The following is an 11,265-nucleotide window of genomic DNA, read 5'->3' on the forward strand; positions in this document are numbered from 1 at the left end:
CGCGCGGGTGGCGCCGGAGAGGGGCCGGCCCCCGCCCGACGGGAGCGCGGCGCCGGTCTCCGCGGCCGCCGGGCTCCCGGACGGCATCCGCTGGATCGTCGCGGCCGGCGCGGACCGCGGACCATGCAGGTCGGCGGCGGACGCGCGGAGGATGGCGGCGGCGGCGCGGTCGGCGTCCCGCTCGTACGGGTCGTTCACCGCCCCGGCGGCGAGCTTGGGCTGGACGACCGGCGCGCGGTGCTCGCGGTAGGCCCGCATGCCGATCTGCCGCTGCAGGAGCTCCGGCGAGCCCGGCCGCGGGGCGGAGGGCGCGCGCGGCGACGGGCGGGGCCGGGTGCGTGCCCCGGTCCGCGCCGCCGTCTCCCGCTCCGCCGCGCGGCTCATCACCGCCTCCCGCGGGTGAGGGCCGCCTCGTCCCACAGCTTGCCGATCTTCTCGAACTCGCGGCGGGTGGCGCGCAGGATGTGCGCGGGCACGATCACGCCGCCGTCCGCCGCGGCCAGGAAGGCGGCGTGCAGGGCGATGTTCTTGATGTTCCCCCCCGCCACCTGGATGCGCTCGCCCAGGAGGCCGTAGTCCACCTCGCCGCCCACGGGCGCGTCGGGGGGGAAGTGCGCCTCCCAGATCCGCCGGCGGCTCGGCGCGTCGGGGAAGGGGAAGTCCACCAGGAAGCGGATGCGGCGCAGGAACGCGTCGTCCATGTTCTCGCGGAGGTTGCTGGCGAGGACGACGATCCCCGCGTACTCCTCCATCCGCTGCAGCAGGTAGCTGGTCTCGATGTTGGCGTAGCGGTCGTGCGCGTCGGCCACCTCGGTGCGCCGCCCGAAGAGCGCGTCGGCCTCGTCGAAGAAGAGGATGGCGTTGCTGTCCTCCGCCTCGGCGAAGATGCGCGACAGGTTCTTCTCCGTCTCGCCGATGTACTTGCTGACGACGCGGGCCAGGTCGACCTTGTACAGGTCCAGCCGCAGCTCGGCCGCCAGCACCTCCGCCGCCATCGTCTTCCCCGTCCCCGGGGGGCCGGAGAAGAGCGCGCTGAGCCCCCGCCCCCGCGCCAGCTTGCGCCCGAAGCCCCAGCGCTCGTACACCTGCCGGGCGTGGCGCACCTGCTCGCACATCTCCCGGAGCTGCGCCAGCCGGTCCTCCGGAAGGACGAGGTCCTCCCAGCCGTAGCGGGGCTCCACCCGGGCGGCCAGCCCGGCCAGGTTGTGCCGCGCCTGCGCCCGGCACGCCGCCGCCAGCGCCTCGAAGTCCACCGCGGCACCGTCCACGTCCGCGCGGTGCGCCGCCGCCCGCGCCGCCTCGCGCACCTGGCCCGGCGTCAGGCGGAAGCGCTCCGCCAGCCGCGCGGGGAGCTCCCCGCCGGCCCCGTCCGGCAGCGCCCCCTCCAGCGCCTGGCGCCAGGCGGCCTCGCGCTCCGGCTCGGCCGGCAGGGGGAGCGCCACGGAGTGGAAGTCCAGCCCGGCGAAGGCTTCCGGGTGCGCCCACGCCCCCTCGCCGCCCAGGAACACGAGCCAGCCGAACCACTCCGCCGAGCGCGCCAGCGCCGCCCGGAGCGCCGCCGCCGCGTCGCCCTCCCGCACGAAGACCTCCGCGGGGGCGAGGTAGAGGGGCGCCTGCAGCAGCAGGCTCTCCCGCATCGCCAGGCGCAGCAGCGCGTCCGCCTCGTCCGGGTCCGCGGGGAGGCGGTGCGCGTCGAGCGCCAGGAGCGGCGCGCCCAGCTCCGCGGCGAAGGCGGCGGCCAGCTCGCGCCGCCCCACGCCGCGGGGCCCGTGCAGGTGCACCACCAGGCAGCGCCGCGGGCCGCCGTCGGCGCCCCAGGCGCGGGCCAGGGCGCCCAGCTCGGCGCGGGCGGCGGCGTCCACGGGGAGCGCGTCCATCGGCACGGCGGCGCGGTGGAGCCGCACCAGGCTGGTGAGCCGCGCGTCGGTGGCGTCGTGGCCCAGCAGGTAGTGCAGGATGCGCGGGTCCAGCCGGAGCAGCTGCGCCAGGCCGCCGGACGCGGAGGGGCTGTGCGGGTCGTCCACGGCCTGCAGGATCCCCGCGTGCAGCAGCCGGGACTGGGGCGCCAGCAGGGCGCGGGCGCTCCACCGCTCGGCCTCGGTCTCGCAGAGCAGCTCCAGCACCAGGTCCACGCTGGGGCGGCGGCGGGTGATGTCGTCCTGCAGGTAGGCGTACACGCGGTCGTAGCCGCGGCGCAGCTCCGGCGCCAGGCAGACGAGCACGGCCTGCACCTCGAAGGCGGAGAGGCCGTACAGCCGCGCCAGCTGCGGCAGCGCCAGGGCGATCCCCCGCCGCAGGCTCCCCGCCACGCGCGCCTCGATCTCCTCCCCCCACGCCCCCAGCGCGCGGCGCAGCAGCTGCTCGTCCGCCGGCTCCCCCCCGGCCGCCTGGCCGCCGTTCAGCAGCGCGTCCACCTCCGCGTCGCTGACGCACAGCGGGCTCCCGGCGGACTCCGGCCGCCCCAGCCACCGGCGGCGCGCGGCCGCCGTGCGCAGGCGCAGCAGCAGGTTCAGCCGGTCCAGCTCGTCGGCCAGGTGCGCGAAGCCGTCGGGGTAGAACGGCTCCGCGTCCGGCGCCTCGCGCGGCTCCGGCCAGGCGTTCACGGGGTCACCTCGAAGAAGAAGGTGCGGCGGTACAGGTGCGCCACGTCTACCCGCAGGGGATACATCCCCGGCGGGAGGTCGGCCGGGACCGTCGCGGTGAAGCTGTCGCCCGCGACCGGCACGCCGTCGACGATGCGGTCGCGCAGCAGGATCACGTGCGCGTTCCAGCCGTCCAGGTGCTCGCCGTGGAAGGTGACCGTCGTCCCCGCGGGGCCGCTCGCCGGCTCCATGCGCCCCACCACGGGCGGCCGGTACGGCGCCCGCACGTCGGGCACGCCGATGCTGCGCACGCGCTCGGGGATCGGGCGCCGCCGGTCGGCCGACTGGTCCAGCTGCACGACGGAGACTTCGTAGAGCACGGAGAGGCGGAACGGCTGCGAGAAGGTGCTCCACACCTGGCTCAGCTCCTCCACGTCCAGCCCGTTCTGGACGATGGAGAGCTGCTCGCGCCCCTCGCCCAGGTCGCCCGCCAGGTACGCGTCGGGGACCACGGGGTGCTCGTAGAACACGCGCATGGCCTCGCCCAGGATCTCGTGCAGGGTGGCGTTGCCCAGGCTGCTGTCGTTGGCGGCGTACGGCGTCATCAGGTAGTACAGGTTCAGCGACAGCGGCGGCGCGACGAGCTCGCCCGGCAGCGACGCGCTCGCCTGCCAGTCCAGGTTCCGCAGGTGCGGGTTCTCCTGGATCTTGTAGAGGAACAGGTTGATGCGCCGCGGGCCGCCGCCCTCGTCCGGGGCCAGGATGGTCACGGGCACGCTGGGGGTGAGCTGCATCTCCCCCAGCAGCAGGTTGCGGAGCGACTCGCTCACGCGGCCGATGGCCGTGGACGTGCTCATCCCCCGCCCCCTAGCGCAGCACCCGCAGGTGCGCGCTGCGCAGCGTGCTGCTCGCCCAGAACGAGCGCGGCACCGCGCGCGCCGGCTCCGGCGCCGGCACCACGATCACCCGCGGCGCGGCCGGGGCGGGCGGCGCGGGGCGCGGCGGCGCGGAGGCGGCTTCCGCCGCAGGCGCGGGCGCCGCGGCCGGGGCGGGGTCCGCGCGCCGCGCCTCCCGCCGGGCGACCGCCGACCGCAGCGCCTGCACCGGCTCCCCCGCGCGCGCGTCCTCGCGCGGCTGCAGCGTGCCCGGCGCCGCGCGGCCGCCCGCCGGTGCCCGGAGCAGGGCCGGCCCTCCGGGCTCGCGGCGGTCCTCGCGCGCCCGGAGCACGGCTCCCAGCTCGCGTGCGCGCCCGGCGACCATCGCGCGCAGCCTTTCCGTCAGCGGGCCCGGCGCATCCGCGGCCTCAGGGGTCCGTCCCGGCGCGTCCTTCCCCGTCGCTCCCTGCCGCGCCGCCTCCGCCTGCGCGCTCCGATGCTGGAACGCGGGCGCGGGCCGGTGCGCGTCCGTCGAACGGCGCGTATCGGTGGATGACGGCTCGCTCTCCCGCTCGCCCGAAGCCATGGGACCGAGCTCCGGGGCTCCGTCCAGCCTGACCGGCGGCGGGACCATGCGCCGGTCGGTGACGCCGGGAATCGCGAGGCCGATCGTCCGCACCGGGCCGGAGGGTGCGTCCGGCTCGTGCGCCGCCGCGCGCCCCGCGCTCGCCGGCGCGGCCGCGAGACGTGCCTCCGGCGCGGGCGCGGCCCGTCGCGGCGGCGGCGCATCCGCTACGGCCCGCCCCTTCGGCTCCAGGCCCGGCTCCCCGCGCGAGATCACCCCCTCCGGCCGTCGCTCCTCCGCACGGGCGGACACCGGGGCGGATCGCGCGACGCCGCCGCGGTCCATCGCCTCGGCGCGCGCGGACGGCACCTCGCCCGCTCGCGCGGTGGAGGCGAGCCCCGGCACCGGTCCCGCATCGCGCCCGCGTGCATCCATGTCGGCGGCCGCGCCCGCATCTCGGCGTGGCGACGGGAGATGGGCGCCCGGTCCCCCCGCTGCCGCACGGAGCGAAGATGCCGGACGACGATCGGAAGGCGGCGCGCCCGCCGGCTGGTCCGACGCGGCACCCGGTTGCCCGCTGGCGCTGGATGCCGCCGCGCGGGGATCGCTCGAGCTGCGCGCAGACTCCAGCGCATCCTGCCCGGGGTGCCGCGCCTCCAGGCTCGCGGCGGGCGGGCTTCCGGTCCCAGCCACATGCTTTCGATCCAGGGCGGCAACGGACGGAAGCGTGGGATCGGAGGAGGCCGGGCCGCCGCTCGGACCCGCGCCACGCGCCGGCCGGGGGATCGCGACGAGCTCCGGCGACGGGATCGTGAGCGAGCGATCGACCGACGTGCGCCCTTCCAGCGCCGCGCCGGGCACCCCGGAGCTCACGATGGGCAGTGCACCCGGCCGCGCGCCCGCGTCCGCCGAAGCCGCTCGGGACGGCGCAGCACCCCGCGCATCCGCGAGCGGACGCATCTCTCCCCGACGCAGATCGGATCGAGCCGGAAGCGACGCACTCCCGTCTCCGGACCCCCGGCTCCCGTCCCCGTGCTCCGGCGCCGTGCCCTCGACCGCGGCGGAAGGAGCCGCTGCAAGCGAATCGCGGTACGATGCGCGAGGCACCATCCCATCATCCGTCCCGACCGCAGGCGGCCGCGCGGACGCCAGCGCCGCCGCACCCGCTGCCGGGATTTCGACCAGGCTGAACGCACGCTCCCGCTCACCCGCGTCGCGGCGTCCGGGATCGGCCGCGGGCGAAGGCTCCAGTCCCATGGAGCCGGGCGTGCGCGGCTCGCGCGCGGCCCGGTCGGCGTCGCGGTGCCACGGTGGAGCGGAGGCGGAGAGGTCGCCCTCGAGCGGCGGCCACCCGGCCTCGCCGGAGCCCTGCGCCGCCAGGTACGGAAGCTCCGCCGGCGGGAGAGCCGCGGGAGCGGCCACCGACGCTTCCGCGGCGGCGGGCATCCCCAGCAGCCGGCTCACGCCGCCGCGGAACGGGAACGGGCCGGTGCCGGCGGCCAGCTCGCGCAGGAGCGCATCGTCAGCCGCCGTCAGCTCCAGGGGCTCCGCGCCGGGACGAAGGGTCGTCGCGGCCGCGCCGCCATCCAGCGCATCCGAAAGAGTCGGCCCCGGCACACCGTCCGCGGCTGCGAACGCGGATTCCACCCGCGCGCCGGCTTCCACCCAACGTGCGGTGGATGTCGACGCGGGATCCGCATCGGCCGATTGTCCATAGCCGCCGTCCGCCGCCGCCACTGTGCGGGTGGGCGCGGCCGTGAGATCCACCTCGGCCGATTGTCCATAGCCACCATCTGCCGCCGTCTCCGCCGCGCGGGTGGGCGAGACCGTCAGATCCGGATCGGCAGATCGCCCGTAGCCGCCGATCGTGGCCACTTCCACCGTGCGGGTGGGCGGGGCCGCGAGATCCACCTCGGTCGATTGCCCCTGGCCGCCGCTCGCGGCCGCCGCCGCGCGGGTGGGCGAGACCGTCAGACCCGGATCGGCCGATCGCCCGTGACCGCCGTCCGTGGCCGCTTCCACCGCGCGGACGGGAGAGGCCGTGAAGTCCAGATCGGCCGCCCCCCCGTAGCCGCCATCCGGGGCCGCCTGCGCCGCGCGGGTGGGCACGACCTCGCGATCCACGCCGGCAGGCGGCCGGTAGCGGCCATCCACGCGCGGTTCCTCAAGACCGTCCCGGCCACGGCCGGCGGGCGTGAGAGCGGGAGCGGCGGAGGGCCAGGCCGCGCCGAGGAGACGCGGGCCCGCGGGGAGGGAGAGCGGAGGCTCCGCCAGCGCGGAAGGACGGTCTAGCCCGCCGGAGCCCGGCCCCCCGGCGTACGGCAGCGAGACGGGCGGCAGCGCCGGGGAAGCGGCCACGCCCGCGGCGGCCGGCATCCCCAGCAGCCGGAACACGCCGCCCCGGTACGGGAACGATCCCGCGCCGGCGGACAGCATGCCCAGCAGGTGCCCCCCGGCGGCCCGGGGCGGGTCAGACCGCATGGTTCAGCGCCTCGATCTCGTCGGCCAGGATCTCGATGTACGCCAGCCGCTTGTCGCGGGGCAGGTCCAGGATCTCGCCCTCGCTCCAGTGGTAGTGCCAGGCCAGGTAGTGCACCTGCCGGTACAGCAGCCCCCGGCTCGTCCGCAGCTCCCCGAACAGGAAGTCCGCCGGGTCGAACGGGGCCGTGAAGGCGCGCCCGCACTCCGGGCACACCAGGTCCATCTCCAGCTCCACGTGCGGCGCGGCCGCCGCCATCGCCGCCTCCACCTCGCCCCGCGCCCGCGGCGACAGCCGGTCCACCAGGGCGGCGCCCTCCCCCGCCCCCACTACGCAGCGCTCCAGCAGCGCCGTGAGCGCCCGCGCCGGGTTCTCCGCCAGCACCCCCGCGAGCGCCTCCTGGTCGTCGCCGCGCGGCAGGCGGAACTCCACCGACCGCGGCGCCGCCCCCGCGCCGTCCTCCCCCGCCGCCTCGGCCGAGAGCTCGGCCACGTAGGTGGGGAAGAGCTCCGCCGAGCGCTTCACCGGCACGTCGGCCAGGGAGAAGTCCACGTCCACCCGCGCCCCGCACCGCGGCCACGGGCACCCCAGCGTCCCCTCCACCCGCTCGCCGAAGGTGGCCGCGCGCACCCGCAGCAGCAGGAAGAGCCGGTCGGCCACCAGGAGCGCGCGCGCCACCTCGGGCGTGACGGGCGCCACCCCGCCGATGCGCCGCACGGCGCGGCAGAGCACGGCCGTCACCAGCTCCGGCGCGGGGACGCCCCGCGACCCGGCGAGGAGCTCCTCCTCGCGCCCGGTCAGCGGGGCCACCTCCGCCTCGCGGTGCAGCACGCCCCGGGCGTCGCGGTAGCCCCCCGGGAGCAGGCACACCCGCCCGGCGTCCGGCATGGTCATCGCTCAGGCGGCGGCGCTCAGGTCTCCGTCGGCTCGGTGACGGCCGGGTCGCGCTCCCACCCCTCGTTCTCCAGCTTGATGGTGCGGATCATCACCGCGTTGCCGGCCGCGTCCAGCTCCGGCAGGGCCTGGTACTCCGAGACCCAGCAGCGGTAGACGTTGTACGCCATCACCACCTTGCCCTGGAGGTTGTAGACCTCGATGGTGACGTTCTTCCGGTAGTTCAGCAGCGACATCGCCGCGTCGCCCGCGAAGTTGTTCACCAGGTTGGCCCACTCCTCGAAGCGCGTGTCGTGGGTCACGCCCTGCTCCAGGGTGATGGCCTCGTAGCTGGTCTTGCCCGGCAGGCGGCGGCTGTGGCTGGGGTCGCCGCCCTCGCGCCAGTCCACCACCTCGGTGGTGCGCCGCAGCGCGCTGCACTTGTTGAGGCCCGCCACGTACTCGTTGTCCCACTTGAGCCGGAACTTGAAGTTCCGGTACGGGTCGAAGCGGTGCGTGTTCACGCTGAACTGTGCCATCGTCAGACCTTTCGGGTCCCGGGGTTAGCGGTTGGCTCGGACGTCGGTCGCGCGGGTCACCCGCCCTGGCCCACCTTCTGGCGGATTCTCACCACCACGAACTCGGCCGGCTTGAGCGGCGCGAACCCGACCAGCACGTTCACGATCCCCAGGTCGATGTCGCCCTGCGGGTTGGTCTCGGCGTCGCACTTGACGAAGTAGGCTTCCGCGGCGGTGCCGCCCTGGAACGCGCCGCGGCGGAAGAGGCCGTTCATGAAGGTGCCGATGTTCAGCCGCAGCGACGCCCACAGCGGCGCGTCGTTGGGCTCGAAGACCGCCCACTGGATCCCGTTGTAGATGCTCACCCGGATCATGATGGCCGTGCGCCGGATCGGGATGTACTTGTACTCGGGGTCCGAGCTCACCGTGCGGCCCCCCCACGCCACGATCCCCGTGGTGGGGAAGCGGCGGATGACCGACACGCTCTTGGGGTGGTTGTTCAGGTCGCCGTGCTGCACGTCGGTGAGCGTGGCCGCCATCCCCACCGCGCCGGCCAGGATCGCCTCCGTGCCCGCGGGCGCCTTCCACACCCCCCGCCGCGCGTCGATCCGCCCGTACAGCCCCGCCACGAACCCCGAGGGCGGCACCAGCACCGGCGCGCTCCCCCCCGCCGGGTCCAGCGTGTACAGCCAGGGGAAGTAGACGGCCCCGTACGAGTTGGGGTTGTTCAGCCCGTCGCGGAACGAGATCGCCTCGGCGTACGTGTCGGCGTTGATGTCCATGTCGCCGATGAAGAAGCAGTCGCTGAGCGGCCGCCGCGCGCAGTAGTTCATGGCCCCGTCCACCACCGCCTCCGAGCCGATCCCGGGGATGGCGATGAGGCTCACGTCGCGGATGGTGTCGAGCTGCGTGAGCGCCGCCAGGAAGTCGGAGTCCTGGGGCGTGGCGCCGTCGGAGCCGGCCGCCACCGCGCTCACGGCGCCCGCCACCGTGTCGTCGCCCAGGAAGTAGAAGTCGTCGGCCGCGTTGTCGGCCGGCCGGGTGGGCGCCGCGCCCGAGACCTCGGTGCCGCCGTTGCGCGCGCCCAGGCGCAGCACCCCGGCCGCGTTCACCAGCAGGTTGGCCGCGTCCAGCACCGTCACCCCGGAGGCCGGCGTGCGCGGGCCGCCCGCAGTGATGCGCAGCACGCCGTCGGGCGCCGTGGTGGTGTTGAAGGTGACGGTGGCGCCGCTGTAGCTGGCGGCCGGCGTGGAGTCGCGCAGCGGGGTCAGCGCGCGGATCGCCGCCTGCATCCCCGCGGCGATCGCCGCCGGGTCGCGCAGGTCGGCCGTGGCCAGCGCGGCGGTCAGGTCCACCGCGCGCACGCCGTCGCCGTTGACGTTGATGCGGAACTGCCGCTGGTTGGCGCCCAGCAGCGGGTTGCCGTCCACGTCGATCACGCCGCTCTGGCTGTAGCCGTTCACCTGGTTTGCGTTGGCCAGGTTGGGCCGCACCCGCACGTACGCCGAGCGGCTGTTGACCACCGTGGCCGCGTAGTTGGGCGCGTCGGGGTCCATCCCCAGGTCGGCGAACGACTCCAGCAGCACCCGCTCCGGCGTCTCGCGCCAGACGGACAGGTTGAACTGGTTGGCGGGGTCGGCGGCGGCGGTGCTGTCCACCTCCACCATGATGCGGTTCCCCCACGCCCCGGGCGAGGCGGCCTCGAAGGTCACGGCGTCCGCCGGGGTGCCGCCGGTGTCGCGCACGGTCACGCTGGCCGTGGCCGCCCCCGGCGCCACCCGCGCGATGTAGCACGCCGAGCCGCCGTTGTTGAAGAACTGGTAGACGGCGTGCGCCAGGTAGCGCCCGCCGGTGAGGAACCCGCCGTAGAGGGTCTGGAAGTCGGTGAAGTTGAAGATCTTCACCGCCTGCCCGATGGGCCCGCGCTCGGCCTCGCCGAAGAACGCGGCCGTGGACGTGCCCGCGGCCTCGATCGGCCGCACGCCGCTGGAGACCTCTTCTACGTAAACCCCGGGGGCCGTGAGTGTCGGCATGGTCATCCGCTCCGGTACAGGATTCGACTGCCCGGCCCAGGGCCGGTGCGCGCGGCCGTCCGTCCGCGGGGGCGCTCTCGCGCGCCCGCCGCCGGTCCGGCGGAAGTTCGGGAGGCGCCCGAACGGGCGCCCGTCGTGCTTACTGGGTGCCTCGCTCCGGACGGATGCGGCGGGGGCGCGGCGAGGTGGGCGGCTCGTCCTCCGGCCCCACGGGCGTGGCGGCTTCCGCCGAGAGCGCCCCCTGCCCCTCCACCAGCGGCTCGCCCGAGGCGGCGGGCTGCTCCTGCTCCCCCTGCTCTCCCTGCTGCCCCTGCCCTCCTTCCCGGGGCCCGTCTTCCCCGCCCTCGCCGCGGTCCACGGCGATCAGCCTGCGCTCCTCCAGCCGCTGCAGCCAGGCGTTGCCCTTGACCTCCACGGGCTCCACGTCCAGCGCCTCGCCGGGGCCCAGGTACCAGTTCTGGCCGCTGTTCAGCCGCAGCAGCACGCGGGTGTCGGATCGGTTCTCGATGGTTACGGGCATCGTCTGCCTCCGTGGGGACAGGCCGCTCCGGCGGGCGGCACGTGCGGGCCGCTCACGGCTCGGCCGGGTGGGCGGCGACGCGGCGGATGGTCTGCAGCAGGCGCGGTGGAGACATCTCGCCCAGCGGTCGCTCGTACGGGCGCAGCTCGTGGAGCGAGGCGTCGCAGGCCTCGCCGGCCAGCGTGAGCACCTTGCACGCGGGAAAGAGCCGCAGGATGCACCGCGCCACGCGCGCCTGCGTCCCGGCCTCGGCCGAGACGATGAGCACGTCGGGCTCCGGGGCGTGCGCCCGCGCCGCCTCGTCCGGGCCGGAGGCCTCCACCAGCTGGATGTCGTCCTGGGCCTGGAGGAGCTCGGCCAGGATCTCCCTCAGCATCCGGGGCTTCACGGCCAGGGCTACACGGATCACTTGGGCTCCTTGGGATGCCCGCGCCGGAAGCCATGATACCGGCGGCGCAGAGGCGCGGGAATGGGAAATCCGGCCCAGCCGGGCGGCCGCGGCGGTCCCCCCTCCCGCCGGGTTCCGGAGGGGGATCCCGGCGGCGGCGGGATGGATCGATCGGTCCATCCGGCCGCCGCCCCGGTCCGCGCAAAACGCCCGCGCGCCCGGCGGATGGTGCCGCCGGGCGCGCGGGGAAAGATCCAGGGAGAAGATCTAGACCGGTGGATTCAGGAGGGAGGAGCGGGACCGGCCCGGGGGGTGCAGCGGCTCCCTGAATAGAAACTACGGAGCCGGGGTCGCGCTCTTCAGGCGGCCTTCCGCAGTTCCACCTTGTAGCCGAGCCTCTCCAGACGCCGCTGCAGGCGTCGCGCTACGCGC

9 protein-coding genes are annotated in these 11,265 nt (G+C 75.9%); all 9 read right to left on the reverse strand.

Features of this window, described 5'->3' with window-relative positions; genetic code table 11:
- Positions 1-384, reverse strand: a 384-nt coding sequence (locus tag VF746_10860) for a hypothetical protein (GenBank protein ID HEX8692912.1), incomplete at its 3' end; no start/stop codon positions are given.
- A complete protein-coding gene (locus VF746_10865) occupies positions 384-2,603 on the reverse strand; it encodes an ATP-binding protein (GenBank protein HEX8692913.1) in 2,220 nt (739 codons plus the stop codon). The genes VF746_10865 and VF746_10860, both read right to left, overlap by 1 nt.
- Positions 2,600-3,439, reverse strand: coding sequence for a Pvc16 family protein (locus tag VF746_10870; GenBank protein HEX8692914.1), 840 nt, complete (start codon positions 3,437-3,439; stop codon positions 2,600-2,602). Before VF746_10870 ends, VF746_10865 begins: the two co-directional genes overlap by 4 nt.
- Positions 3,440-3,449: 10 nt before the next feature.
- Entirely contained in the window at positions 3,450-6,176 is a 2,727-nt protein-coding gene (locus VF746_10875) for a hypothetical protein (protein ID HEX8692915.1), read from the reverse strand.
- Positions 6,177-6,492: 316 nt separating this feature from the next.
- Positions 6,493-7,395, reverse strand: coding sequence for a hypothetical protein (locus tag VF746_10880; protein HEX8692916.1), 903 nt, complete (start codon positions 7,393-7,395; stop codon positions 6,493-6,495).
- 17 nt (positions 7,396-7,412) lie between these two features.
- A complete protein-coding gene (locus tag VF746_10885) occupies positions 7,413-7,913 on the reverse strand; it encodes a phage tail protein (GenBank protein ID HEX8692917.1) in 501 nt (166 codons plus the stop codon).
- Between the two features lie 56 nt (positions 7,914-7,969).
- Positions 7,970-9,925: a phage tail sheath C-terminal domain-containing protein gene (locus tag VF746_10890; protein ID HEX8692918.1), complete on the reverse strand. Its 1,956-nt coding sequence runs from the start codon at positions 9,923-9,925 to the stop codon at positions 7,970-7,972.
- Positions 9,926-10,064: 139 nt separating this feature from the next.
- Positions 10,065-10,445 carry a hypothetical protein gene (locus VF746_10895; GenBank protein ID HEX8692919.1) on the reverse strand — a complete coding sequence of 127 codons (381 nt, stop codon included), beginning with the start codon at positions 10,443-10,445 and terminating at the stop codon, positions 10,065-10,067.
- A 52-nt stretch (positions 10,446-10,497) separates the two neighbouring features.
- Positions 10,498-10,854, reverse strand: coding sequence for a hypothetical protein (locus VF746_10900; protein HEX8692920.1), 357 nt, complete (start codon positions 10,852-10,854; stop codon positions 10,498-10,500).
- Between the last annotated feature and the right edge of the window lie 411 nt (positions 10,855-11,265).

It is taken from the genome of Longimicrobium sp. (assembly GCA_036389795.1).
Classification (GTDB): domain Bacteria; phylum Gemmatimonadota; class Gemmatimonadetes; order Longimicrobiales; family Longimicrobiaceae; genus Longimicrobium.